Annotated in this window: 26 protein-coding genes; 10 read left to right on the plus strand and 16 right to left on the minus strand. The window is 67.2% G+C overall.

Annotated features, from left to right (window positions below; all coding sequences use genetic code 11):
* The first annotated feature begins 28 nt into the window (after positions 1–28).
* From FPT20_RS16405 to FPT20_RS16415, 3 genes are all read left to right on the plus strand, one after another.
* Positions 29–304: a hypothetical protein gene (locus FPT20_RS16405; protein ID WP_158867269.1), complete on the plus strand. Its 276-nt coding sequence runs from the start codon at positions 29–31 to the stop codon at positions 302–304.
* Positions 305–575: 271 nt separating this feature from the next.
* Positions 576–800 carry a hypothetical protein gene (locus FPT20_RS16410; RefSeq protein ID WP_158867271.1) on the plus strand — a complete coding sequence of 75 codons (225 nt, stop codon included), beginning with the start codon at positions 576–578 and terminating at the stop codon, positions 798–800.
* Between the two features lie 1,113 nt (positions 801–1,913).
* A complete protein-coding gene (locus FPT20_RS16415; RefSeq protein WP_158867273.1) occupies positions 1,914–2,129 on the plus strand; it encodes a hypothetical protein in 216 nt (71 codons plus the stop codon).
* Positions 2,130–2,190: 61 nt separating this feature from the next.
* On the opposite strand, the gene FPT20_RS18260 is transcribed toward FPT20_RS16415, so the two are convergent.
* Together FPT20_RS18260 and FPT20_RS16425 are read right to left on the minus strand one after the other, a co-directional pair.
* Complete coding sequence (locus tag FPT20_RS18260) at positions 2,191–2,610, minus strand: CPCC family cysteine-rich protein (protein WP_442786497.1); 420 nt, start codon at positions 2,608–2,610, stop codon at positions 2,191–2,193.
* Positions 2,552–3,085 carry an AAA family ATPase gene (locus FPT20_RS16425; protein WP_158867277.1) on the minus strand — a complete coding sequence of 178 codons (534 nt, stop codon included), beginning with the start codon at positions 3,083–3,085 and terminating at the stop codon, positions 2,552–2,554. Before FPT20_RS16425 ends, FPT20_RS18260 begins: the two co-directional genes overlap by 59 nt.
* 117 nt (positions 3,086–3,202) lie before the next feature.
* Between FPT20_RS16425 and FPT20_RS16430 the strand changes: the two genes are divergently transcribed.
* Positions 3,203–3,598: an NUDIX domain-containing protein gene (locus tag FPT20_RS16430; protein WP_158867279.1), complete on the plus strand. Its 396-nt coding sequence runs from the start codon at positions 3,203–3,205 to the stop codon at positions 3,596–3,598.
* A gap of 89 nt (positions 3,599–3,687) precedes the next feature.
* On the opposite strand, the gene FPT20_RS16435 is transcribed toward FPT20_RS16430, so the two are convergent.
* From FPT20_RS16435 to FPT20_RS16465, 7 genes are all read right to left on the minus strand, one after another.
* Complete coding sequence (locus tag FPT20_RS16435; protein ID WP_158867281.1) at positions 3,688–4,002, minus strand: hypothetical protein; 315 nt, start codon at positions 4,000–4,002, stop codon at positions 3,688–3,690.
* A 740-nt stretch (positions 4,003–4,742) separates the two neighbouring features.
* Complete coding sequence (gene dnaB, locus FPT20_RS16440) at positions 4,743–6,116, minus strand: replicative DNA helicase (RefSeq protein WP_158867283.1); 1,374 nt, start codon at positions 6,114–6,116, stop codon at positions 4,743–4,745.
* Positions 6,117–6,655: 539 nt separating this feature from the next.
* Complete coding sequence (gene rplI, locus FPT20_RS16445) at positions 6,656–7,108, minus strand: 50S ribosomal protein L9 (RefSeq protein ID WP_158867285.1); 453 nt, start codon at positions 7,106–7,108, stop codon at positions 6,656–6,658.
* 11 nt (positions 7,109–7,119) lie between these two features.
* On the minus strand, positions 7,120–7,383 hold the full coding sequence (gene rpsR, locus FPT20_RS16450) for a 30S ribosomal protein S18 (protein ID WP_018189012.1): 264 nt from the start codon (positions 7,381–7,383) through the stop codon (positions 7,120–7,122).
* 80 nt (positions 7,384–7,463) lie between these two features.
* Positions 7,464–7,967: a single-stranded DNA-binding protein gene (locus FPT20_RS16455; RefSeq protein ID WP_158867287.1), complete on the minus strand. Its 504-nt coding sequence runs from the start codon at positions 7,965–7,967 to the stop codon at positions 7,464–7,466.
* Between the two features lie 4 nt (positions 7,968–7,971).
* Positions 7,972–8,343 carry a 30S ribosomal protein S6 gene (gene rpsF / locus FPT20_RS16460; RefSeq protein WP_158867289.1) on the minus strand — a complete coding sequence of 124 codons (372 nt, stop codon included), beginning with the start codon at positions 8,341–8,343 and terminating at the stop codon, positions 7,972–7,974.
* Positions 8,344–8,606: 263 nt separating this feature from the next.
* Positions 8,607–10,031 (minus strand): CCA tRNA nucleotidyltransferase, encoded by a 1,425-nt coding sequence (locus FPT20_RS16465; RefSeq protein WP_158867291.1) that lies wholly within the window; start codon positions 10,029–10,031, stop codon positions 8,607–8,609.
* A gap of 95 nt (positions 10,032–10,126) precedes the next feature.
* Between FPT20_RS16465 and FPT20_RS16470 the strand changes: the two genes are divergently transcribed.
* From FPT20_RS16470 to FPT20_RS16495, 6 genes are all read left to right on the plus strand, one after another.
* Complete coding sequence (locus FPT20_RS16470; RefSeq protein ID WP_158867293.1) at positions 10,127–12,355, plus strand: DUF6049 family protein; 2,229 nt, start codon at positions 10,127–10,129, stop codon at positions 12,353–12,355.
* Complete coding sequence (murJ, locus tag FPT20_RS16475) at positions 12,348–13,955, plus strand: murein biosynthesis integral membrane protein MurJ (protein ID WP_158867295.1); 1,608 nt, start codon at positions 12,348–12,350, stop codon at positions 13,953–13,955. The genes FPT20_RS16470 and murJ overlap by 8 nt, the downstream gene beginning before the upstream one ends.
* A gap of 83 nt (positions 13,956–14,038) precedes the next feature.
* The gene (trxB, locus tag FPT20_RS16480; protein WP_158867297.1) at positions 14,039–15,025 is read left to right on the plus strand and encodes a thioredoxin-disulfide reductase; all 987 of its coding nucleotides are present in this window, start codon (positions 14,039–14,041) and stop codon (positions 15,023–15,025) included.
* A gap of 14 nt (positions 15,026–15,039) precedes the next feature.
* A complete protein-coding gene (trxA, locus tag FPT20_RS16485) occupies positions 15,040–15,366 on the plus strand; it encodes a thioredoxin (RefSeq protein ID WP_158867299.1) in 327 nt (108 codons plus the stop codon).
* Positions 15,367–15,491: 125 nt separating this feature from the next.
* A complete protein-coding gene (locus tag FPT20_RS16490; protein ID WP_158867301.1) occupies positions 15,492–16,814 on the plus strand; it encodes an aminotransferase-like domain-containing protein in 1,323 nt (440 codons plus the stop codon).
* 15 nt (positions 16,815–16,829) lie between these two features.
* Positions 16,830–17,786 (plus strand): D-alanine--D-alanine ligase family protein, encoded by a 957-nt coding sequence (locus FPT20_RS16495; RefSeq protein WP_158867303.1) that lies wholly within the window; start codon positions 16,830–16,832, stop codon positions 17,784–17,786.
* Between the two features lie 54 nt (positions 17,787–17,840).
* Here the strand turns inward: FPT20_RS16495 and FPT20_RS16500 are convergent, their stop codons facing one another.
* The 7 genes from FPT20_RS16500 to rnpA all read right to left on the minus strand — a co-directional run bounded on the left by FPT20_RS16500 (position 17,841) and on the right by rnpA (position 25,719).
* A complete protein-coding gene (locus FPT20_RS16500; protein ID WP_158867305.1) occupies positions 17,841–18,794 on the minus strand; it encodes a ParB/RepB/Spo0J family partition protein in 954 nt (317 codons plus the stop codon).
* Positions 18,794–19,720, minus strand: coding sequence for a ParA family protein (locus FPT20_RS16505; protein WP_158867307.1), 927 nt, complete (start codon positions 19,718–19,720; stop codon positions 18,794–18,796). Before FPT20_RS16505 ends, FPT20_RS16500 begins: the two co-directional genes overlap by 1 nt.
* Before the next feature lie 2,963 nt (positions 19,721–22,683).
* Positions 22,684–23,415, minus strand: a complete 732-nt coding sequence (rsmG, locus tag FPT20_RS16510) for a 16S rRNA (guanine(527)-N(7))-methyltransferase RsmG (protein ID WP_158867309.1) — start codon at positions 23,413–23,415, stop codon at positions 22,684–22,686.
* Between the two features lie 53 nt (positions 23,416–23,468).
* Complete coding sequence (locus FPT20_RS16515) at positions 23,469–24,017, minus strand: Jag family protein (RefSeq protein WP_158867311.1); 549 nt, start codon at positions 24,015–24,017, stop codon at positions 23,469–23,471.
* Between the two features lie 12 nt (positions 24,018–24,029).
* Entirely contained in the window at positions 24,030–24,998 is a 969-nt protein-coding gene (yidC, locus tag FPT20_RS16520) for a membrane protein insertase YidC (protein ID WP_158867313.1), read from the minus strand.
* Between the two features lie 10 nt (positions 24,999–25,008).
* Positions 25,009–25,335: a membrane protein insertion efficiency factor YidD gene (gene yidD / locus FPT20_RS16525; RefSeq protein ID WP_158867315.1), complete on the minus strand. Its 327-nt coding sequence runs from the start codon at positions 25,333–25,335 to the stop codon at positions 25,009–25,011.
* A gap of 15 nt (positions 25,336–25,350) precedes the next feature.
* The gene (gene rnpA / locus FPT20_RS16530) at positions 25,351–25,719 is read right to left on the minus strand and encodes a ribonuclease P protein component (protein ID WP_158867317.1); all 369 of its coding nucleotides are present in this window, start codon (positions 25,717–25,719) and stop codon (positions 25,351–25,353) included.
* Positions 25,720–25,728: the final 9 nt, after the last annotated feature.

Here is a 25,728-nt window from a genome sequence, read left to right on the forward strand (position 1 = left end):
CGATGCTCTGGAAAGGATCGCCGGGTAGATGAGTGCGCTGAAGGGTCTCGCTCAACGACCGCCGAGTGACTGGGCATTATTACAGGCTCGTGTGCGCCCGGACCTGGCGGAAACGCTTAAGGCCGCCGCCCGGGCGAGCGGCAGGAGCTACTCGGCCCACCTTGAGTCGCTGCTCGAGAAGATCCGGGCCGACGCTGGGGGCAAAATGCCGATCCTGCGTTCAGACATCGAGGACGGCGACAGACCATCGATTGCGACGGTATCGGACGCTACGTCCACGAGCTCGAGCCCGGAGGATCACTGAGCTCTGTCCGGAACCCGGCGCGGCCGGTCAAATCCTTGAAGCTATTCTCCGACCTGGCGGCGCATCGCCACGGCCCGCCGTCGAACCGCAATCTGACGGTTCGGCACACGCGCCGCCGGCGATGCAGCGCGCATAGTCACCCCACAGCCCTCGGGTGCCGACCGACCGTTCCGCGTACCGCTCGCCGCCGATGCGCCTCCGCAGTCACATCACCGACCGCTCGCGATCACAGCACCCCGTCATGTCACCGGCCGCTCGTACGCTCGCAACCGTGACCCACCACCCCGCACCTTTAACCGACGACGTGATCGCGGAGCTCGTGTCGCAACGCCCCGACACCGAGTCGTTCGGCGAGGCGGTCGCGCATGTCGCCTACTGGTTTCTAGTGGAGATGCAGGAACGTGGCGCGTCGAGTGCTGAGACGGCAGCCGCGATCCGGAGACTCGCGGAGTGGAAGCGGGCGCGATTGGCGGAACTGTCCGCGGTGGTCGATTAGGACACCGGTCAGCCCTCCTAAGATCTGACAGCGTCAAAGAGACCGGACAGTGATAAGTCGGCGACGCCTCCCCGCAGAGCTACCGAGACCACGGTCACTCGTTCCACCACGATTCGTCACCCTCGACCCAGGAATGGGTCGCGGCCATCGTCTGCCCCTTCACACTCGCCCGCGAGGGCATTAGGGACACCCCCTAGACGGGATCGCCGCCCGTCCCAACAAGGTCCCAGACCTTGCAGTCCCCTTACCACCAGCGAGCGCTGCTGGTGACCGGGCTCAGCGGTTCCCTGACCCTAGGGGCCCAGCGGGGAGGCGCCACAGCGCATCGCTACACTGCCGTCATGGTCAACGGAGTGCTTACGTTGATGCTGGAGGATGTCGGCTGGCACCAGCGTCGCGCGCGTTGGCTGACGGTCGCTGCATTCATCGCCCTCGGCGCCGGCATCGTCCCCATGATCCGCCTCGTGGTCGGCTTGAGTTCTTCCCCGACGGCGGAGGATCCGTGGGGTCCGCTCGACGCGTTCGTGATCCTCGCGGGGGTGCTTCTGTGGGCGGCGACCATCGTCTGCTTCTCTGCGTCGCGGCGTCACACCCGCGTGGCGGCGGCACTGGCAGTGCGGCAGCTTGTGGAGGAGCACGGCGCCAGGGTGCGTCTCGCGCGAGTTGCAGAGGAAGCTGCGAGCCCAGCCCGCCTCGGACGCGTGGTGGAGCAACGCGGATGGCGTGTGATCCCGGTCGACGAGTTGGAAGAGCGCGATCGGCTTGCGCAGCTGTTCATCGCCGCCCGCAGTCGGCCGGGGACACGTCGCGAACGTGTCGATCGATTCGGGCGCCACGTCGCGTCGCGATATGCCCGCGTCGTCTTCGTGCGGAGCCTCACTCTTGGAGCGCTCATTGCGGTGTCTGCCGTCGCGGGGACGGCCGGAGTGGCCGCGATAATCGCAGGCGGCTCCGCGAGGCATGCGACGGTGACGACCGCGGTGGTGATCATCTTCACTGTGATAGCCGTGTCGCCGATCGTCGGTGTGCTGCTGCGGCGAAGCCCTGCCGGCCTCCTTCACCGCGGGGGAAGGGCCATCGCTCACTTCCTCGCAAGAGAGCGTGTCTCACTTGGTGGTGAATCTGAAGTCAGCGGCGATCCTCGGTTCGCTGCTCCTCGGGCTCATTTCCTTTCCCTTCGGCTTTGCCGCGATCGGCCTCAACAACGGCCGATCGCTGGGAATCGCGGCGCTCGGCATCCTTGCAATCGCGGCCACGCTCTCGGCCCTGCTGATACTCACGGCCTTCCCGATCAATCCTTGTCTTGGCCATATCACTTGCGGCGGCTGAAGGCGACGAGGCCTCTAGGCACTCTGCACCGTCGGGGATCCGTCAACGGACGTTCCGCTGTCTAATGGCTACCCAGAGGGATCTCGTCTGGGCGAACGGGGCGGACCCGAGGAATGAGTCGCTCCTCGACGGCACCGAACCGCTCAAAGTTCGCCCGCGCTTGCGTCAAACTAGGCTCGTTTGCTCCACCTGCGAAGGTCGGATCGTCATTCTGAACGGCGTCATTTTCCCAGAAGCAGACAGGACAGATTTCATAGCTGCCGTTCTTAGGGTCGTCCAGGGTTAGATAACCGCAGCACGGACAGGGGTACTTCATTTGCCCAGACTGCCCGCCGGCCACCCTCGCGCACAATCCGCTGCACGCAGAACCATCCTTCACCGCGAACGGAGCAGTCCTCCCGGGGCACCGGGTGATCCGCCAGTCAGGGTATTGAGGTCGGCCAGCGGTCGCTGAGCCAGTCGTGCCACGTTTCCGCGCCATTAGGGGGTGGTGGGGTCCAGGACCCGGAGAGTTCGTCGCGCTCAGGCGCCTGGAACGCGGCCCGCCAGTTCTCCAATGCATCACGGTCCATCTCCCAGGTGTCCCCGGGGGCCTCACGCCACCGTTGTGTCACGCGAGCCAACTGTGTTTCCGGATCAACATCGAGGAAGACGGTTTGGGCCGTAGCGCCGAGAGAGGCCGCGAGCCAATGCAGTGCGGCGCGTTCGTCGCGTCCCCAGAGGCCGAAGTCGAGGATAACGTTCGTGCCCCGCTGCAGTGCTTGGGTCGCGACCCAGATCAGCCGGCCCTCAAGCACATCACGCCGGCCGTCGACATCGGAGAGACCAAACAACGGCATCATCCATTCGTCCGGGCTCAACCGCATCGCGCCGCTTTCGTGCTCGAGTTCTCGCGCGCGGGTCGACTTGCCGCTGCCGGGGAGTCCGACCATCAAAAACAGAGTCGGCTTAGTCATAACGTCAGCGTAAAGATGCCGCGGTCCCATCGCCGAGCGGCATGCGCGTCGCCCTGGTTTAGGAGATCCGTGACTCCAAAAGCTGGTGGTTAGGGTTGGGAAATGCGAATCCGAGCCGTGGCGGTCGTCTTCGCCGGTGATGACGTTCTCTTGATCAACCGGCGAAAGGGCGGCCGCACCTACAGCGTCCTCCCTGGCGGTGCCGTCGAGCAAGGCGAGAGCCTCGCCGAGGCGTGCGTACGGGAACTGCGCGAGGAGACCGGCCTTCAGGGGCGCGATGCGGAGCTGATCGATGTCCCCGTCGATCTCGAAACGCCGGCGTTCTACTTTCGCGTGCACGTTGACTCACGCGAGTTGAAGCTCGGTGAGCCCGAAGCCAGCAGAGCATCCGAGACAAACACCTATGCGCCGGCGTGGATCCCGTTCTCCCAAACCGGTCTCCGCAACCTCGTCCCTACGGAGGCTCGCGTGGCGACCATGGCCGTCGCACACCGGAATACCCGCCGTGCGTAACAGGATCCCTGTAACGGACGCCCCAAGATTTGGATCGCGCTCGCCTCGGCCACCGCAGTCTGCCGGAACGCTGCCTCACGGACGAGTGCCTACTCCGTTTCCATCGATTGGCGTCGCGCGGTCACCATAGCGCCCAAGGTGGGCCGCAGCAGCTGTCGGAGGTAGGCCATGACGATCGAAGCACCGATGAGGACGATGCCGAGTGTGGGCAGGATGGCTCCGAGCACGCGGACAAGGATCTCCACGAAAGAGAGCAGGCCATTACTTACTCCCCCCGCCGAGTTGCTGGAGTCGACGAGGTAGTAGCTGAGGCTCGGGACAAAGATCACGAGCAGCGCTCCGACAACGGCCAGGCCGACGCCCCACCAGAGGACGACGTTGGGTCGAAGCTTGGACGAGTTCATCGTTCGGTTTCCTCCTAGTTGGAAGCCGGCTCGCCATTTCTTCGGCGAGCCGGCTCCTTTCACCCTATGTGGGTCAGGCGCGCCAAAGGTATGCAGCCCCGGTTACGCCGGACAGCGAGAATCCCTGCATCTGGGTGTAGGCCAACACGTTGCCCCACGGAACGCTGTAGTCCCCACCGGAGCAGCCTGTCGAGTACCAGGCTGCCGCGTGACTGGAGTTGTAGCCCCGCCCGTTGGTGCACAGCTCGACGTCCGAACCGTTCTCCCAGTGGTACTGATCGCAGAAACGCTGCTCACGCGAGACCGATCATAGGGGCGAAGGCAGTGTCGCGTGCGTGTCCGTGCCGACTCCTCCGAGGCGCGACGGGCGCGGCCGGCGTGAGCGATGCCTGAAAATTGTCTGCCCGAAGGCGGGTCGAGGCCCGAAACGCCGTTGCGCCGCAAAGCAAGCGCGACGATGCCAGCAGTTAGCTGGACTGCTGATTCCCGTATACCTGTCCCGCAAAAGGGCCCGGTGAAGCGGCGTCAAACGCTACAGATGCGCCACTCGCCATAAGACGGACTTCCGGCTCGACCCGCGACCTTCCTTGTCCGTGATCGGAAGTGTCGCGAGCTCTCTTCATCGGTCGATGCAGCGTGAAGTCGGGCGACAGAACCCGCCACTTACATTGTCCACGACACGAAAAGAGACAAACTTCGTGGCGGGGAGACAATCTACGGCGACGGTCGGCACCCGGTTCTTAGATCGGCGCCATGTCGGCGAAGCGCGAGTACATGCCCTGGAACGCCACGGTGACGGTCTTCGTCGGGCCGTTGCGGTGCTTGGCGACGATGAGGTCGGCCTCGCCGGCCCGGGGGTTGTCCTTCTCGTAGGCGGACTCGCGGTGGAGGAGGATCACGACGTCGGCGTCCTGCTCGATCGAGCCGGACTCGCGGAGGTCGCTCAGGGCGGGCAGCTTGTCGGCGCGCTGCTCCGGACCGCGGTTCAGCTGCGACAGCGCGATGACCGGTACCTGGAGCTCCTTGGCGAGGAGCTTTAGCGCGCGCGAGAACTCGCTGACCTCCTGCTGGCGGCTCTCGACGCGCTTGCCGCTCGTCATGAGCTGGAGGTAGTCGATGATGACCATCTTGAGTCCGACCCGCTGCTTCAACCGCCGGCACTTCGCGCGGATCTCGACGAGCGTCATGTTGGGGCTGTCGTCGATGTAGAGCGGCGCGTCGTTGATGCGGCCGCGCGTGGAGGCGATCGTCGTCCAGTCGCGGTTGTCCACGGTTCCCTTGCGCATGTTCTGGAGCGGGACGGACGCCTCCGCCGAGAGGAGGCGCATGGCGATCTCGCTGCGCCCCATCTCGAGCGAGAAGAAGATGGTCGGCATGTCGTGCTTGATCGCTGCCGCCCGGGCGAAGTCGAGCGCGAGGGTCGACTTTCCGAGCGCAGGACGCGCCGCGACGATGACCATCTGGCCCGGGTGGAGGCCGTTCGTGAGCTCGTCCAGCTCGACGAACCCGGTGGGGACGCCCGTCATCGAGCCGTCCTTGTGCTTCGCCGCCTCGATCTCGTCGATGGCGACCGTCACGGCCTCGGTCAGGGGGACGTAGTCCTCGGTCTCCTGGCTGCCCGTCACCGAGTAGATCTCGGCCTGGGCGTTGTTCACGAGGTCCAGAACCTCGCCCTCGGCCTTGTAGCCCATCTGCGTGATGCGGGTGCCGGCCTCGACCAGACGCCGGAGGAGCGCCTTCTCCGCGACGATGCTCGCGTAGTAGCCCGCGTTCGCTGCGGTCGGCACGAGGCTCGTCAGGGTGTGGAGGTACTCGGCACCGCCCGCGCGGGAGAGCTCACCCAGCTTCGTCAGCTCGTCGGTCACCGTGATGACGTCGGTCGGCTCGCCGTGGGAGTACAGCGACAGGATCGCGTCGTAGATGATCTCGTGCTTCGGGATGTAGAAGTCCGTGCCGCGGACGACCTCGACGACATCGGCGACAGCGTCCTTGCTGAGCAGCATGCCGCCCAGTGCGCTCTGCTCGGCGAGGAGGTCATGCGGCGGGGTGCGCTCGGGGTTGCGGGAATCGCCCGGCTCGCGGGTGTCGGCGAGGCCGATGTGGGCGATGGACACGCGTTCTCCTCACGTTCTCGGGCGGGGTCCGCCGTCTGGTGTTCGTCGTGGTGCTGTCGCGTCTACGGACAGGCTCGCACCTGAGCGCGGGCATGGCCGTGCGACATCCCGCCGGGGGTCTTTCCACTGCCGTGGGCGGACCCTTCCGTCGGGTTCGATGGTGCGGGCGACCACCGACATCGCCGGTGATCCGGAGGCCGTCCGTCGACCTCGCTCCACCCTAGGGAGCAGCGGTCCGACGCCACAACTCGGCCTGTGGATAACTATGTGGAGAGAATGCGCGAAACGCCGCGGGCGCTGTGCAGAAGATGTGGGGAAAACTGTGGACAACCAGAAAGTTTTGGTGCATTAAGCGGCTCTGAACAGGCTTTTTACTTTCCCCACCCTGTGTGTAAAAAGTTCCTTCAAGCCTGTGTTGACGGTTCTACGGACACGCCCGGGACCTGTGCACAAATCTGAGGAAAACGATCCTTAACGCGGTGTAGCGGCGGGAGGCATCCCGCCGCTACACTTGCGTCTATTTTGCCCGGAGGCGCCGCCTACTTCGCGGCGACCACCTGGAGGCTGATGACGGCCGAGAGGTCGTCGTGCAGTCGCACGGTCGCCTCGTGGTCGCCGACCACCTTGATGGGGTTGGGGAGCTCGATCTTGCGCTTGTCGAGCTCGCCGATGCCCGCCGCCTTGACGGCGTCGGCCACGTCGGCCGGCTTGACCGAACCGAACAGGCGGCCCTCGCGGCCGGCCTTGACCGTCAGCTTGACGCGGGCGGCCTCGAGCTTCGCCTTGAGGTCCTGGGCGGCCTCGACGGTGTGCAGCTCGCGAGCGGCGCGTGCCGCCTTGATCTGCTCGACCTGCTTCTCGCCACCGCGGGTCCACGTGATCGCGAAGCCCTGGGGGACGAGGTAGTTGCGGGCGTAGCCGTTCTTGACGTCGACGACGTCACCGGCCGAGCCGAGGCCGGTGACCTCGTGCGTGAGAATGACCTTGGACATGCTGCTTCTCCTTAACGGCCAGAGCCGGCGTAGGGGAGAAGGGCCATCTCGCGCGCGTTCTTGACGGCGCGGGCGATCAGGCGCTGCTCCTGGACGGAGACACCGGTGATGCGGCGGGCGCGGATCTTTCCACGCTCCGAGATGAACTTCCGCAGGGTGGCGACGTCCTTGTAATCGATGACTCCGACGCGAACGGACTTCGCGGGAGCGGCGTTCTTGCCGTCCTTGCCCTTGCGGATCGGCTTGCGGCGGTCGCCGCTCGACTTTCCAGCCATGGTTTCCTTTGCTTTCCGCCCGGCGCGGCAGGGCCGCGGGGCTGATGTACTGTGGCCCCCTCGTCAGGAGGGGGTGGTGTTCAGAAGGGGGTCTCGTCGTTGTAGGAGCCCGGCGTGTTCCACACGTCGGCGCCCGACGACGGGTCGGCGGGGGCCGAAGCCGCCCAGGGCTCCTCGACGGCGGGTGCGCCGCCGAATCCGCCCGGCCCTCGCGAGGAGGACTGCGCGCGGGTCACCTGAGCGGTGGCGTAGCGCAGCGACGGCCCGATCTCGTCGATCTCGAGCTCGATGCTGGTGCGCTTCTCGCCTTCCTTCGTCTCGTAGGAACGCTGCTTCAAGCGGCCCTGCGCGATGACGCGCGACCCCTTCGTCAGCGAGCCGGCGACGTGCTCGGCGAACTCGCGCCACACGCTCGCGCGGAGGAACAGAGCCTCGCCGTCCTTCCACTCGTTCGCCTGACGGTCGAACGTGCGCGGAGTCGACGCGATCGTGAAGTTCGCGACGGCCAGCCCGTTCTGCGTGTAACGCAGCTCGGGGTCGGCCGTGAGGTTGCCCACGACGGTGATGACGGTCTCCCCGGCCATGGGACTAGGCGCCGGCCTTCTCGGCGGTGGCGGCCTTGCGGGCGGCCTTGTCGTCGGCGCGCTTCTGAGCGGCGGCGACCTGGGCGATCGCCTCCTCGGCACGGAGCACCTTGGTGCGCATGACGGCCTCGCTGAGCTTCAGCTGGCGGTCGAGCTCCTTGGTGGTGTCGCCGTTGGCCGTGAGCTGCACGACGGCGTAGATGCCTTCGGACTTCTTGTTGATCTCGTAGGCCAGGCGACGGCGTCCCCAGATGTCGACGTTGTCGATCGTCCCGCCGTCGTTGCGGACGACGTTGAGGAACTTGTCAAGGCTGGGAGCAACGGTGCGCTCATCGATCTCGGGATCGAGGATGACCATCAGCTCGTACTGATGCATGACTAACCCACCTCCTCTGGTCTCAGCGGCTGCAGACGTTCTGCAGCAGGAGGGTTGTACATCGGTCGCCACGTGGGCAGGATTCTGCCCGGGCAACTTGTCAAGGGTAACGGATCGGCGGGCGGGGCGCCAGCCGGGCCGGGCGGGGGCGATGCGGGAGGTGGCGGTCATGCTGCCAGCCTCGCCGGCGCAGGATCACCGACGGGGGCAGCGCCGGCATCCGTGGAGGACCGGGGCGCTCCAGCGGGCTGTGGAGGAGCGTCTCAGCGCGACCGCCACCACTCCAGCAGCCGGGCCGTCGCCTCCTCGCTGCCGAGCGGTCCCTCGTCGAGCCGGAGCTCCATGAGGAACGCCATCGCCTTCCCCACCTCCGGACCGGGCTTGAGGTCGAGCAGCCGCATGACCTCCACGCCATCGAGGTCGGGCCGGACGGAGGCGAGCTCCTCCTGCTCGGCGAGCTCGGCGATGCGCTGCTCGAGGTCGTCGTAGGCGAACGCGAGACGGTCGGCCTTCCGCCGGTTGCGGGTCGTCACATCGGCGCGCGTCAGCATGTGGAGGCGCTCGAGCTCGGGCCCCGCGTCGCGGACGTAGCGACGGACCGCCGAGTCCGTCCACTTGGCGTCCGCGTAGCCGAAGAAGCGGAGGTGGAGCTCGATCAGCCGGGCCACCGCGTCGATCGTCGCCTTGTCGAACCGCAGCGCGGTCAGCCGCTTCTTGGCCAGCTTGGCGCCGACGATGTCGTGGTGGTGGAAGCTGACCGCCCCTCCGGGCTCGAACCGCCGCGTCGCGGGCTTCCCGATGTCGTGCAGGATCGCCGCGAGGCGCAGGACCAGATCCGGGCCGGTCCCGGGGTGACGCTCCTTCTCGTACCCGATGGCCTGCTCCAGCACCGTGAGGCTGTGCTGGTAGACGTCCTTGTGGTGGTGGTGCTCGTCCGCCTCCAGCCGCAGGGCCGGGATCTCGGGGATGACCTGGTCGGCCAGTCCCGTGCTCACGAGCAGTTCCAGCCCCGGCCGGGGATCGTCGGAGGTGAGCAGCTTGGAGAGCTCGTCCCGGATGCGCTCCGCGCTGACGATCTCGATGCGGTCGGCCATCGCGGCCATCGCCTCCCGCGTCTCGTCGTCGACGTCGAAGCCGAGCTGGGCGACGAATCGTGCGGCACGAAGCATCCTCAGCGGATCGTCGCCGAACGAGACCTGCGGCGTGGAGGGCGTGGTGATCGTGCGCGCCAGGAGGTGCTCGACGCCTCCCGAAGGATCGACGAGGCGCACCTCGGGGATGCGGAGGGCGAGAGCGTTCACGGTGAAGTCGCGGCGCAGGAGGTCGCCCTCGAGCGTGTCCCCGAACTCGACCTCGGGCTTGCGCGTCGCCCCGTCGTAGTTGTCGCTGCGGTACGTAGTGATCTCGACGGTCTCATCGCCGAAGCGGGCGCCGATGGTGCCGAACGCCCGGCCGATGTCCCACACGGCGTCGGCGATGGGGGAGAGGACGGCCTCAATGGCATCCGGGCGTGCATCCGTCGTGAAGTCCAGATCGTGCACGGGGCGGCCGAGGAGAGCGTCGCGCACCGGACCGCCCACGAGCGCCAGCTCCCAGCCGGCCGCCGAGAACGCCGCCGCGAGCCGGGCGACCGTCGGCGAGTGCGCGAGCTCGCCGAGGCGTTCGAGGGATTCGGCGACGCTCTGCATGGTGACCCAGTTTAACGGTCGCGCTCGCCGGGCTCTCAGGGCCCGGCCCCTAGAATCGTGGGCATGGAGGCCGAGTCGGGATCGCGCGTCGTCGCATGAGCGGACCCGCCCGCACCCTCCGCCGGGGTGCCTCGGTGGCACGCGGCCTGGCGGCCGTGGTCGCCGCTGCCGCCTCCGCAGCCCTCGTGCTCGGGGCCGGCCTCCCGGCGACGGCACGGCCCCTCGCCGCCCCCACCGAGAGCACCCTCACAGCGGCCGGGGGAGCCGCGGTCACGCCCGAGGCGGCCTCGACCGCCCACCCGCTCACCGCCTCCCTGACCGCCCTGAACGCTGGCACCCTCGGCCCCGGTCAGGACCTGGTCGTCGCCGTCACCGTCACAAACGCGAGCCGCGCGCCCTACCACGGAGGCACGGTCTCGCTCTGGCTCGATCCCACAGCCCAGCGGTCGCGAGACGCCCTCACCGCCTGGCTCGCCTCCGACGAGGAGGCCGCGGGCGCGGTCTCCCTCGGTCGGGCCGATCTGCCCCAGCTCGAGACGGGTAGCAGCACCGTGGTCCGCATCACGGCCCCGGCCGCGTCGCTGCCGTTCGGCTCGGTGACCGGCACCGCCGTCTACGGGCTCGGCGCGTCGGTGAAAGCCGGCGACGACTCCACGACGGCTCGGACGTCGCTCGTCTGGTCGCCCGGCGCGACGGACACGCGCTCCAACGTCACGGTGGCGATGCCGATCGTGACCCCGTCGGGGTCGACCGGCCTGCTCTCGGCCGACGAGCTCGCGACGTACACCGCGCCGAACGGCGTCCTGACCCGGGAGCTCGACGGCCTGACGGGGCACAGCACCGTCGCGCTCGGCATCGATCCGATGATCATCGCCTCGATCCGGGCCCTGGGCAACGCGGCTCCTCCCTCGGCCACCGAGTGGCTCCTGCGCCTGAGCGAGCTGCCGAACGACACCTTCCCGCTGAGCTACGCCGACTCCGATCTCACGGGGCAGCTCCAGGCGGGGCTGTCCGCGCCCCTCCAGCCCACGGCCTTCGCCTACGGGCTCGACCCCAAGAACTTCACCCCGGCGCCGACTCCGATCGGCGTCCCACAGCCCGCCGCGCCCGCCCCGGCCACACCGAGCCCGACGCCGACACCGTCGGCGGGTCCGCAGCTGCCGACCCCGCAGACGCTGCTCGCGTGGGACTACACGCTCGACGGGATCGGGTGGCCCGCGGACGGAGCGGTCCGCTCGGCCGACCTCGCACCGCTCGCAGCGGCCGGGCTCACCACGACCATCGTGTCGGGAGGCAACACGAACTCCGCCGAGCTGGCCACGACACCGGATGCGCCCATCGTCTCCGGCAACGACGTCATCCTCGCCTCCGACCAACGGCTCTCCGACTCGCTGCGCCAGGCCGCCGCCGCCCCGAACGACATCGCGTGGAACTCCGCCATGACGGCGCTCAACTCGCAGCTCGCGCTGACGAGCAAAGAGGGAGGCACGCCCCGGCACCTCCTCGTCACCCTCGACCGCTCCTGGCCGTCGAGCGGCACGCAGCTCAAGCGGACGCTCGACGGGCTGCTGGCCTCTCCCTGGACGACGCCGTCCGCCTTCCGCGCCCTCCAGGCGTCGCAGCCGTCGAACGGCCACTCGCTGAAGGACGCCGCCGAGTCGTCGACCCGCGTCGCCATCATCCGCACCCTCCTCGCGGACGAGAAGTCGCTCGGCGACTTCTCCACGGTGCTCGACGACCCGACCACGCTGACCGGCCGCACGCGCAACGACCTGCTCGCCCTGCTCGCCGTATCCTGGCGGAACCCACGCGCCGACTGGTCGGGAGCGGTGACCAAGAGCCGCGTCGCCACGCAGAAGACGCTGGCCTCGATCACCATCCTTCCCACCGACAACGTGAACCTCGTCAGCGCCCAGGGCTCGATCCCGTTCAGCGTCAGCAACACGCTGCCCGACGAGGCGGTCACCGTCGTGCTCACCGCCTCCCCGTCCAACAGCCGGCTCGAGGTCGACCAGTCCAGCAAGAAGCGCATCCTCGCCGACTCGCGGGCGACCGTGCTGGTGCCGGTCAAGGCCAAGGTCGGCAACGGCCAGGTCAATCTCTCCCTCCAGCTCTACAGCCCCACGGGGGTGCGGATCGGCGCGCCGACCATCGTGACGGTGGACGTGCACGCCGACTGGGAGGGGATCGGCGCGCTGATCTTCGGCATCCTCCTGGTGCTCCTCTTCGGCTTCGGAATCGTGCGGAACATCCTCCGGCGGCGCGATCAGCGACGGAAGGCGGGCGAGCCGGAGGAGCCCGCAGAAGGAGGCGATCATGGCTAGTGTCGGCCGAGCCAGCGCCGTGCTGGCCTCCGGGACCCTCGTGTCGCGCGTCCTCGGGTTCGTCAAGGCGTGGCTGCTGGTCCAGGCGATCGGCGCCATCTCGTTCGCCGCCGGTGCCTACGCGACGGCGACCATCATCCCGAACAGCCTCTACGCGATCATCGCGCAGGGCATCCTGAACGCGATCCTCGTCCCCCAGATCGTCCGCGCCTCCGTCAATCCCGACGGCGGCCGCGCCTACATCAACAAGCTCGTGACGCTCGGCATGGTCATCTTCGCGGGCATCGCCCTCATCGCGACGCTCCTGGCCCCCGCCCTGATCGCCCTGTTCGGAGTGCCGCAGGCGCAGCGGGAGCTGGCGACGGCCTTCGCGTACTGGTCCCTCCCGCAGATCTTCTTCCTGGGGCTCTACACGCTCCTCGGGGAGGTGCTGAACGCCCGCAAGTCGTTCGGTCCCTTCACCTGGGCTCCGGTGATGAACAACATCGTGGCGATCATCCTGCTCACGATCTTCATCGTCGCGTTCGGCGCCTTCTCGACCGGAAGCCACCACACCGTGTGGTCGCCGGGGATGGTGGCGCTGCTCGCCGGAGGCGCGACGCTCGGCATCGCGATCCAGGCGCTCATCCTGTTCGTGTTCTGGAGGCGGGTCGGACTCCGGTTCCGCTTCGATTTCGGCTGGAGGGGCGTCCAGCTCGGGACCGCCGGGAAGGCCGCGGGGTGGACCCTCGCGATGCTGATCGCGACGCAGATCGCCGGTCTCGTCGAGACGAACGTCTCGAACTCCGCCGGCCAGGACTATGCGGGCCCGTTCGTCATGCAGAACGCGTGGCTCATCTTCATGCTGCCGCACGGCATCATCGCCGTCTCGATCGTGACCGCGTTCTACACGCGGATGGCCGAGCACGCCCACGTCGGCTCGGTGGCCGGGTTCCGCGACGACTTCTCCCGGGCGGCGCGGTCGATCATGTTCCTGATCGTGTTCTCGTCGGCGACGCTCATCGTCGCGGCATACCCGATCGCGCGGGTGTTCACCTCCGACTACCAGGCGATGGGGCTCGTCCTCATCGCCTACCTCGTCGGCCTCGTCCCCTTCTCTCTCGTGTTCATGGCCCAGCGAGCGTTCTACTCCCTCGGCGACACCCGCACGCCGTTCCTGTTCACGCTGGCGCAGGTGATCGTCATCGTCGTCGGCGTCCTGGGCTGCTTCCTGGTGCCCCCGGGCGTGCGCGCCGCCTCCATCGCTCTCGTCGTCTCGCTCGCGAGCGTCCTCCAGGCCGTGCTCGCGTTCTGGCTCCTGCGCCGCAGGACCGGGGGAGTGGACGGCACCCGGATCGCCGCGTCGCTGTGGCGCTTCGTCCTCGCCGGCCTGGCGGCGATGGTCGCTGGGGGCGGGTTCCTCGTGATCCTCGGCGGGGTGCAGCCGGGGGCCTTCCCGGTGAGCGGACCGATCAGCGCCGTCATCGCCGCCGCCGTGGTCGGCGTCGTCATGCTCGTCGTCTACGTGGGCTTCCTCGCGATCCTGCGCTCGAACGACCTGGAGGCGGGGCTGGCCCCCGTGTTGGACCGGTTCGCGAGGCGATCCTCCCGCTCCCGGTGACACGGAATAGCATCCGCCTAGGATGTGTTCTATCGTTCGGTGCCTCCAGTCGGGGGTGCCGCAGAGACGCAAGGAGTTCCGCCGTGCGGCAGATCATCATCATCGGTTCCGGCCCAGCCGGTTACACCGCAGCCATCTACGCTGCGCGCGCCAATCTGAAGCCGTTGCTGATCGCCTCCTCGGTCGAGGCGGGCGGCGAACTGATGAACACGACCGAGGTCGAGAACTTCCCGGGCTTCCCGGAGGCCGTCATGGGCCCCGACCTCATGTTCAAGATGCAGGCGCAGGCCGAGAAGTTCGGGACCGAGATCGTGCTCGACGACGTCGTCTCCGTCGATCTGACGGGCGACATCAAGAAGGTGACGCTCGGCTCGGGCGCCCAGCACGAGGCCCTGGCCGTGATCTTCGCGACCGGGTCCGCCTACCGCAAGCTCGGCCTGGAGGACGAGGAGCGACTGTCCGGTCACGGCGTCTCGTGGTGCGCCACCTGTGACGGGTTCTTCTTCCGCCAGCGGACCATCGCCGTGGTCGGTGGCGGCGACTCCGCGATGGAGGAGGCCACCTTCCTGACCCGCTTCGCGGACAAGGTCTACGTCATCCACCGCCGCGACTCGCTCCGCGCCTCCAAGATCATGCAGGAGCGCGCCTTCGCGAACGACAAGATCGAGTTCGTCTGGAACTCCGAGGTCGTCGCGATCAACGGCGAGGAGCAGGTGCGGAGTGTGACGCTGCGCAACCTCGAGACCGGCGAGACGAGCGAGCTCGAGCTCCAGGGGCTGTTCATCGCGATCGGCAACGACCCGCGGGTGCACCTCGTCCACGGGCAGCTCGACCTGACGCCGGAGGGGACGATCGCGGTCGCCGGGCGCAGCTCGAAGACCAAGGTCGCCGGGGTGTTCGCCGCGGGCGACGTCATCGACCCGACGTACCGCCAGGCGGTCACCGCTGCGGCGTCGGGAACCGTGGCGGCCCTCGACGCCGAGCACTACCTCACGACCCTCCCCCAGGACCTGCTGGATCGCGCAGCGGAGGGCGCGACCGGCGATCTCGAACTCACGACCACCGCATAAGGAGATACAGAACAATGTCAGCAGCACGTTCGGTCACGGACGCCACTTTCGAGCAGGACGTCCTCAACAGCGACAAGACGATCCTCGTCGACTTCTGGGCGGAATGGTGCGGCCCGTGTCGCGCCGTCGGCCCGATCCTCGACCAGATCGCCGCTGAGCACTCCGACAAGATCGACATCGTGAAGCTCAACGTCGACGAGAACCCGCAGACCGCTGCGAAGTACCAGATCACCTCCATCCCCGCGATGAAGGTGTATCAGGGCGGCGAGGTCGTGAAGACCGTCATCGGCGCGAAGCCGAAGCCCGCTCTCGAGGCCGACCTGGCCGCCTACCTCGCGTAGCGCGACCCGTCCTCTTCAGACCCGTCCGGCGCTCACCCGCCGGGCGGGTCTTTTTCATACCCGATTTCGGAGGGGCGCCGGAGCCCCCATAGCATTGCTGCACGACACGAGAAACGGACCGGTCAGTGACTGAACAGGGCACCCCGCCGCAACGGGGAAACAATCTGGACCCGTGGTACCACCACTACGCGCAGCGGACGGCCGGGCTGGCCGCCAGTGAGGTCCGAGCCCTGTTCGCCGTCGCCAGCCGCCCCGAGGTGGTCTCGCTGGCCGGCGGCATGCCGTTCGTCTCCGCCCTCCCGGAAGACCTCGTCGTCGGCGCCATGGAACGCGTGATGCGCGAGCGGGGCCCGGTGGCCCTCCAGTACGGGTCGGGCCAGGGCGTGCCCGCTCTCCGCGAGCAGATCCTCGACGTCATGGCGCTCGAGGGCATCCGCGCCAACGCCGACGACGTGATCGTGACCACGGGCTCGCAACACGCTCTCGAACTCTTCAGCAAGCTCTTCATCGACCCGGGCGACGTCGTGCTCGCGGAGGGACCGAGCTACGTCACCGCCATGGTGATCTTCAAGTCGTACCAGGCCGAGGTCGATCATGTGCCGATGGACGAGCACGGGCTCATCCCGGAGGCGCTTCGAGAGCACATAGTGCGGGTGAAGGCGTCGGGACGCCGGGTGAAGTTCCTGTACACGATCCCCACCTTCCACAATCCGGCCGGTGTGACGCTCACCTGGGAGCGGCGCCTCGAGATCCTCGAGATCGCCCGGCAGAACGACATCCTCGTCCTCGAGGACAACCCCTACGGCCTGCTCTACTTCGGTGACAAGCCGCCGGCGGCCATGCGATCCGTGGAGCAGGAGGGCGTCGTCTACCTCGGAACCTTCTCCAAGACGCTCGCGCCGGGCTTCCGCATCGGCTGGGCGCTCGCGCCGCACGCCATCCGCGAGAAGCTCATCCTCGCCAATGAGGCGGCCGTGCTCAGCCCGAGCTCGTTCGGGCAGCTCGTGGTCTCCGAGTACCTGAGCGACGCCGATTGGAAGGGCCAGATCGACACCTTCCGCGGGGTCTACCGGGAGCGCAAGGAGGCGATGATCTCGGCCCTGGAGGAGCACCTCCCCGAGCTGCGCTGGACGAACCCGAACGGTGGCTTCTACGTGTGGGTCACCCTCCCGCCGCATCTCGATGCCAAGGCGATGCTGCCCCGGGCCGTCACCGAGCTCGTGGCGTACACGCCCGGCACGGCCTTCTTCGCCGACGGTTCGGGGGCCCAGAACATCCGGTTGTCGTTCTGCTATCCCACGCCCGAGAGCATCCGGGTCGGAATCCGCCGCCTCGCCAACGTCATCGGCGGCGAGCAGGACCTCTTGGAGACCTTCGCGGGGACCGGCCCGCTCACCGCGAGCCGTCCCTCCCGGACGAGCTCGAACCCACCCACTGATCTGCGTTAGGTAGAAGTCCTGGTCATGGCAGAAAACGAAGCACTCGACATCGTCGTCCTCGCCGGGGGCATCTCGCACGAGCGCGACATCTCGCTCCGCACCGGGCGTCGCGTCGCCGATGGACTGAACTCGCGGGGCCACCGCGTCTCGCTCCGCGACCCGGACGCGACGCTGCTGGCCGCGCTGGGGGAGGAGCGGCCGGACGTCGTGTGGCCGGCCCTGCACGGGGCCAGCGGCGAGGACGGCGCACTGCGGGCGCTGCTCGAGCTCATCGGCGTGCCGTTCGTCGGATCGAAGACGGACGCCGCGCGACTGGCCTGGTCGAAGCCGACGGCGAAGACGATCGCTGCGCGGGAAGGGGTGGACACACCCGCGTGGGTGACCCTCCCCAAGGACACCTTCCGCGAACTCGGAGCCGGGAGCGTCCTGGAGACCGTCCTGAGCGGCCTCGGTCTTCCGCTCGTGGTCAAGCCGTCTCAGGGCGGCTCGGCACAGGGTGTCACGATCGTGACGTCGCCGGACGAGCTCCCGCGCGCCATGGTCGACGCCTACACGTACTCGGAGGTCGCCCTCATCGAGCGCAAGATCGACGGTGTGGAGGTGTCCGTCGCCGTCGTGGACACGGGTGACGGGCCCGACGCGCTACCGGCGGTCGAGATCGAGCCCGTCGACGGCGCGTACACCTTCGACGCTCGCTACAACGCCGGGGAGACGCGCTTCTTCGTCCCGGCTCGCCTGGATCCGTCCGTCGCGGCGGACGTCGCCCGAGCAGCCGTGACGGTGCACAAGGCGCTGGGCCTGCGGCATCTGTCGCGGATCGACCTCATCGTGGATGCTGCGGGAACGCCCTGGTTCCTGGAGGCGAACGTGCTTCCCGGTCTCACGGAGACCTCGATCATGCCGCAGGCGGTGGCGGCCGCGGGGAGGGACGCCGGCGAACTGTATGCGGCTCTCGCGCTGGCGGCGATCGCCGAGGGGTGACCGCGGAGCGGTGACAGCCGAGCGGTGACGAGTCCGGGGGAGTGCCCCGGACCGTCAGCTGTAGGAGGGCTGACCGATCTCCTCGAGGATCCGGTTCAAGTCCTGGATCGTCGCGAAATCGACCACGACCTGGCCTTTTCGTGCACCGAGCGTGATCTTGACCCGGGTATTGAGGCGGTCACCGAGCTTCTCGGCGATCTCGTCAAGGTGTCCACGATGCTTGCCGGGCGTGGCCTTCGTACGGGCGGGTTTGGGAGTCCTGCTCGCCACGGCCTCGGCGGCCCGGACGGAGAGGTCCTCGTTGACGATCTTGTCCGCCAGCCGGAGCATCGCCTCGTGGTCGTCGCCGAGCGAGAGGATCGCGCGCGCGTGCCCCGCGCTCAGCACGCCGGCGGCGACACGGGTCTGGACCGGTGCGGGGAGCTTCAGCAAGCGGATGGTGTTGGTGATCTGCGGTCGCGAGCGGCCGATGCGATTGGCGAGCTCGTCCTGCGTGATGCCGAAGTCGGCCAGAAGCTGCTGGTACGCGGAGGCCTCCTCGAGCGGATTCAGCTGCGACCGGTGCAGGTTCTCGAGGAGCGCATCGCGGAGCATGTCCTCATCGGCGGTGTCCTTGATGACGGCCGGGATCGTGTCGAGCCCGAGCTCCTTCGTCGCACGGAGGCGACGTTCGCCCATGATCAGCTCGTAGCGGTCGGGCTCCTCCGGAAGGGGGCGCACCACGATGGGCTGCAGGACGCCGACCTCACGGATGCTCGCGACGAGTTCGTCGAGCGCCTCCCGATCGAACTCGGTGCGCGGCTGGACCCGGTTGGGAACGATCGCGTCGGGGGAGAGGTTGGCCAGTCGGGCGCCGGGGACGGTGACGAGCTCCTCCTCACGCTCGGCCAGCGCCGTGGCGGCGCCCCCTGACGACGGGAAGAAGACGTCCACGGGACGATTCGCCTGATCACTGATCGGGATGAGTGCGCCGATGCCGCGGCCCAATCCGGTGCGCTTCGCTGCCATTACCGTGGTACTCCTCTTCTTGCGATCTCTGCCGCCGCCTCCATGTAGGAGAGCGATCCTGGTGAATTGGCGTCGTAGCTGATGACGCTCTGCCCATAGCTTGGTGCCTCGGAGATCCGGACCGAGCGAGGGATGATCGTGTCGAGCACTTCCTTCGGAAAATGTTCGCGGACATCCGCGGCGACCTGGTGGGCCAGATTGGTCCGCGAGTCGTACATCGTGAGCAGGATCGTGGTGACCCGAAGGGCCGGGTTCAAGTGACGCTCGATGAGCTGGATGTTCTTGAGCAACTGGCTCAGGCCCTCGAGTGCGTAATACTCGCACTGGATCGGGATGAGCACCTCGGTGGCCGCGACGAACGCGTTGATGGTGAGAAGCCCCAGCGACGGCGGGCAGTCGATGAGCACGTAATCGATGTCGTACTCGTCGAGGAACCTGCCAAGTGCTCTGGAGAGCCGCTGCTCACGAGCCACCATGGAAACCAACTCGATCTCGGCGCCCGCGAGGTCGATGGTCGCCGGCACCACGAAGAGCCCATCGAACTCGGGGCTCTTCTGGATCACTTCTTCGAGCTCGCGGTCGTTGACCACGACGTCGTAGACGCTCGGGGTGCCTTCGCGGTGCTCGACGCTGAGCGCAGTGGAGGCGTTCCCCTGCGGGTCCAGGTCGATCACGAGTACTCGCGCGCCCGCCTTCGCGAGCGCAGCGCTCAGGTTCACGACCGTTGTCGTCTTGCCGACGCCGCCTTTCTGGTTCGAGATCGTGAAGACGCGCGTGCGAGAGGGGAGGGGCAGCGTCTCGGCGGCGATGGCTTGCCGGCGTCGGGCAAGGTCCTGGAGTTCGCGAGCCAGGGGAGTCGTGAGATCAAAGGGACCGAGGTCGTCGTCCGTCTCACTGACAGACGTTCCCTGTTCCGGTTGTTCCACGTGAAACCTCGATCATGGCAGTGACGTACGTCGGCAGTTCGGTCAGGCCTGGCGGGTTCTTCGCCCGTCTCTTCAACTCTAACGGGAACGATCGGGCGGACTCGCTCGTCAGCGCTGTGTTGTGGAGGAATGACGATATCCACAGCGGTTTCACGTGAAACGGGGTTCGTCAGCCGGTGTGATGCTGTCAGGGCCTTGTCTCCGCCGATCGGCGCGGCCCAGCGGCGAAGCGCCGACGCTGTCGTCGCTGTTTCACGTGAAACTTTCGGTCATGTTCCTTGGCAACCGCCGCGAGGATTGCATTGCCGAGGCCGAGCCGCGTGAGCGTGTTGGGTGATGATGTGGTCCGCGGTTCGGGTGGACCGCAGATTAGATGCGATGTTGCCGCGCTGTTTCACGTGAAACACCTCGGCGGAATGTGCACGGTGTTGCACGACCGCGTTCTCCGTGTCTGCTGCACGACTGTGCACCGTATGCCAGCTGCGGCGCGCAGCGCGGTTCCGGCCCAGAGGCAACCCGGCCTGGGCGGGGAATGCCCCCCAGACACTGACGCGGTGCCCATCACGCGAGGAGCGCCCCAACTGGAGTCGCACGGCGCGCTGCCGACAACCATGAGCGCGCCCGAGCTCTCTCATCAAGCGCAAGCCGACGTGTGGTGCCTGACGTCGTTCCCGATCCGACGCGACCGCGGCCTTCCGCATCATGTCTGGGGAATCCTCGCCGGCCTGCTCTTGAGACAGGGTGTCTGTCTCCTTGTTGGAGGTGGCGACCCGCGCGCCGAGACAAGAGCGGTCCGATACACAGAGAAGCAGTCCCAGGTAGAGCGGCAGCCGAGGTCATGGGAATACTCCACCTGTTGCCTGCGACCGCCACTGCCCTTCGCGCCATTTGGTTCGCCTCCAACAACGACGAGGCGTCGCTCGATGCACCCGCGGAACGTGACGACAGACGGGGACACGAAGCCGCAGAGTGATCTGATCACGTGATGGCAGCTTCTCGTATCCGGGCAGCCTGGCACTGTGACTTGGGGCGCTGGCTATGACGAGACACGGCAAGTGCGGCCTGGGGAGTAGGGGCCAGGCGACCTTCCCGGGAGAGCGCTGCCAACCCGGTCTCGCGCATCTCATCTGGCATCGTGACGGCTGGGTGCGAACTTGGTGCGTCTCCATGTCGCGATTCCCTCACATGGCCCATGCCGTGCCGCCGCACGCCGCCATACAGCTCGAGCTAGCCCAAGTCGGGCGCGTAAGTCAGCTGGAGCTAGCCGAAAGTTGGGCGCGTAAGTCAGCTGGAGCACGAGATAGCCCACGTGAGCGCTGTCGGCACTGACGTTTCACGTGAAACTCCCAAGGCTGCGTGCTTCCGAGGGTAAACAGACCGAACACGGGTCAACGAACGTCACGTGAGCGATTTTCCCGGCTGCAAACGCATATTCACGTCGCGCTCGGCGCCCACCGAACGAGCGCGGCAAAGTCCTGCGGGAGACCCTCGCGCTAGACCCTTCAGGAAGGTTCGCCCCTGCGGTCGAACGACGCTCGCGGTCGGGAAGTTGATGCTCGACGTCGAGCCCGACGCGTCCCGCAACGTCACACCCGTGTCAGCCGGTGAGCACGCGGGCTCGGCGGGCTCGACTCGTTGTCGCGACCCACGTGGACGCTCTGCCCCCGCTGACGAGTTGCGTTTCACGTGAAACCTCAAGATCGGCGCGCGCCCGCGCCTTCATAGCCGCGGCCTCCTGATCGCGCGGCGAGCTAAGAGGCGGCAAACCTCTCGGACCTCGAGGCAACCACAAGGGCCCCTACCGGTATGGCTGCGCGGTCAGTGTGGACGTGCACAACCCTGCGGTCCAGGCACACCGTTGGACACCCGTTTCACGTGAAACCTGCGAGGGAGAATGCGTCAAGCGGGCCGGCGTGGGAGGCCTCAATCATCCGTCCGAACGGAATCGTCGGACGCGAGGGCCTGAATGGGAGCGGCAGTTCCAGCACTCCGGTTGAATGGATGGTTGCGGAACGATCCTTTACCCAGGTCGACGCACAGAATTCCCCCGGGACCGGCCGGGTTCGAGCAGACAGATGCCGGAAGTTGACGACCGGCGGATACGAGATCGCTCTGCGTGTCAGCTCGGGGGAGTGGGGTGCTCGAGCCGCCGGCGTCAGTCGGGGCGTGCCGGCTCTGGCGGGGTCCAACCGCAATATGGGGCGGTGGACTGACGGGGAACACGATGCGCGGACCGACGTCCCTTCTTCTCAGCCTGCCGGACGAGATATCTCTACAGACGGAGTCGTACGCTTGTTCTCCAGCCAGTGAACCCCGCTGGGTCTTCAGGCCAACCCGGGCCGGGACCGTACTCGATCGATCCGCTTTCGCGATGGTCCGTGATGGCCCCGCGAGTACGTAGACGAGTCCAGGACGCGCGACCTGGTCATGCACCCGACCGCACATCGCGCCTGGCGCGATGGTGATCCCACCTGATCCGAAAGTCGAACCCCGCCGTCGCAGGAATCCCGACAGCCATATCTATGCGGTCTTTCGGTTCGACCCCGACCCCCCTGCGCTCGGTGCCCATTGTTCTCGTACATGTCACAGTCCCCCTCGCCCGTATGCGACTGCCAGAATTGTCGACCGTCAGCGTTCGACCGACCATCCCTGCCGGCGCCCTCGCACTACACTCGAGCGGCATACCCGTCCACGCCCGCGCCTCCTCAGGTGCATTCGTCGACTCGCGACAGGCGCAATCCGAACGAATTCGACCTCCGACAGCGACACCTCTGGGCCCTCAGGATGGCCCTGAGACACCGGAAGCGACCGATTCAATTGCACCAGAGGCATCGTAAGCGCGATCTGCAGTCAACCACAGAGCGAGAATCGGGCGCTGGGCGCGATGCTATACGCCGACCGCAGCACACTCGGTCGATATTGCGCTGCCCGGTCCGGCATGGGACGCGGGTCCCGGGGGAGTGTTAGCGCACAGTGGCGCGGATGACGCGCGTGACCTCGTCGAGGACTCCTTCGCCGAGGGTCAAGACCTCGACGTCGTGGACGCGATACTTCCGGATCTCCTTGGCAGACGCCTCCACCTCGGCCGCCGCCCCCGCGCCCTTCATGAGAACAAGCTCGCCGCCGTCGCGAAGGAGAGGAGCAGTCAATGGGATCAACTTCCGGAAGGCGCTCACCGCCCTCGCCGTCACCTGGTCGAGCGGCTCCGGCAAGCGCGCGTCTTCAGCTCGAGCGCGCATCACCTCGACGTTGTCCAGGCCGAGAGCGCTAACCTGCTCGGTCAGCCACGCGACGCGACGTTCCATGGGTTCGATCAGCACGAAGGAGACATCAGGTCGCGCGATCGCAAGGACCAGCCCCGGAAGCCCGGCTCCGCTTCCGACATCACCGACGCGACGCGGGCGAAGCAGGGGAGCGGCGATGGCGCAGTTCAGGATGTGTCGCGTCCAGAGGCGGGGGAGTTCCAGGGGCCCGATGAGTCCCCGCTCTTCTCCCTGAGCCGCCAGTTCGTGTGTGAAAGACCGCGCGAGCGGAAGGCGTTCGCCGAAGAGCGATGCAGCGATCGCAGGCTCGCGCTCAACAACATCGGCTGCGTTCTGTTCGGCGTCAGCGGTCCCATCACCGGCGGCAATTGACTTGCCGCGGGGCGTGCGATCTGCACCGAACTCGCCACCGCGGTCAGGGCCGTCGGTCATGACGCCACCCGTTCCGGGTAGCCGGCTGCGAGATGTTCCACGTGAAACGTGACCTACGCGGCCGAGATCACAGTGTGACGCTCGCGCCCCTCACCGCGGGAGTTCGACACGAAGCCCCGCTCGGAAACGATGTCGTGGACGAGCTTGCGCTCGTACGACGACATCGGGGGCAGCGCAGCCTCGGCGGCGCCCTCCTCGATCCGAGTGATCGCGTGATCCACGAGTCGAGCGAGCTCGGCCTGGCGAGCGTCTCGGGAACCGGCGATGTCCAGGATCAAACGTGAGTACTCACCGGTCTTGTTCTGCACGGCGAGACGGGTCAATTCCTGCAGCGCGGCCACAGTCTCCGGCTTCGAGAGGAGCACCAGATTACTGTCGGAGTCCGCGTTGACCGAGAGGTACGCGCGGCCGTTGCGGGTGTCGATGTCGATGTCGCCGTCGATGTCCGCGATGTCGAGCAGCTCCTCGATGTAGTCGGCCGCGATGTCACCCTCGCGATCGAGTTCCTGAACCGTCGGCTCCTGAGCCGGGTCCTGAGACAGCTGCTCGTCGGTCTGCTCGGTGTCCTCGGGGGAGGAGAACTCGGTCTGCACGTCGGTCATGTCTTACTCCTGCTACTTTCCGGCCTGCTTCTTGGCCCGGTTCTTGCCGACCGGCTGAACCCGCTGCGTCGTGGAGCGCTTCGGCACCTCATCGACGGCGAGGACGGTGGCACCATCCGGTTGAACGAGCTTGCCCTTGCGGGCGAGCCGCGCCTCCCGAGCTTTGGCCGCGTCAGAGCCCGGCGTCGGCATGTTGCGGATCACGAGGAACTGCTGGCCCATGGTCCACAGGTTCGAGGTCAGCCAGTAGAACATGACACCGAGCGGGAAGGCGAAACCGGAGAACAGGAAGACGAAGGGGAGCAGGTAGAGCAGGATGCGCTGCTGCTTGAACTGCGGGCTCGCCTTGGTCTCCGGCGACATGTTCTTGGAGACGATCTGGAGCTGGGTCAGGAACTGCGACCCGGTCATCAGAATAACCATAACGGCCGCGATCACCATGACCGCGACCTGCGGCGGGTGGGCGTTCATCGCCCCCTGGAAGCTCTGGTGCAGGGGAGCGACGCCGAAGAGCGTGGCGTTCCCGAACTGCTGGGCGAGCTCCGAGTTCAGCGGACCGACGCCGGCCTTTCCGCTCTGAGCCCCGTTGAGGACCTGGAACAGCGCGAAGAACACGGGCATCTGCAGCAGGAGCGGAAGACATGAGCTCAGCGGGTTGGTGCCCGTCTTCTTGTAGAGCTCCATGGTCTCGCGGGACATGGCCTCACGCGAGAACTGGTCCTTCTTGCCCTTGTACTTGTCCTGGATCTTCTTGAGCTGCGGAGCGATCTCGAGCATCCGCCGCTGGTTCTTGATCTGCCGGACGAAGATCGGGATGAGCGCGGCACGCACGACCACCGTCAGACCCACGATCGAGAGCACCCAGGTGATCCCCGCGGCAGGGTCCATTCCGACCGTCGTGAACAGCCAATGGAAGGCGACGAGGATCAGCTCGACGACCCACTTGATGGGCCAGAGGATGAGTCCGATGAAATCAGGCATGGGGAGGAGATCAGGCCCTTCTGGCTGCGAAGTGGTGGTGGTCGGCCGGGACCACGAATCCGAACGGAGTGACGCGATAGCGTCGGGTCTTCTTCACGGGGACGTCGTCGACCCCGCCCGCCGCCCAGGGATGGCAGCGGAGAATCCGCCTGGTGCCCAGGAAACCGCCGATCACGACCCCGTGCTCTTGAATCGCCTGCAGGGCATAAGCGGAGCAGGAGGGGTAGTAGCGGCACACGTCGCCGTAGAGCGGCGAGATCACGGCCCGGTACGCACGGAGCAGCAGCACGGCCGCGTTACGCGGGGCCAGGAGCACAGCTGCGATCGCGGCATTCATGGGCGGACGGTGACCTTATCTCGTGGCGCTACGGCTGAGGTAGCGGCTGACGGCTCGAGAGACCTCTTCGTGCAGGCTAGCCCACCCGGCTTGAGCAGAGGCTGGCAATGCTCGCACGACGATGTCCACTCCCGGGCCGCCGGCGGAGGAATCGGCGAGGCGGGGGAGCAGCTCGTAGGCGATCGCCTTGAGCCGCCGGCGGACGAGATTGCGCCGCACCGCATCGCCGACCGTCTTGCCCGCGATGAAGCCGAACCGTACGGCGCCGGAGTCGACATTCGTGCGGACGTACGTCACGGTCAGCGTTCCGGAGAAGCGGACACCACGACGCACGGTCGCCCGGTAGTCGGCTCCGCGCGTGATGCGGTTGCGCTTCGCGAGCACCGGCCGGCC

The sequence above is a fragment of the Leifsonia sp. AG29 genome, from assembly GCF_009765225.1.
GTDB lineage: Bacteria > Actinomycetota > Actinomycetes > Actinomycetales > Microbacteriaceae > Leifsonia.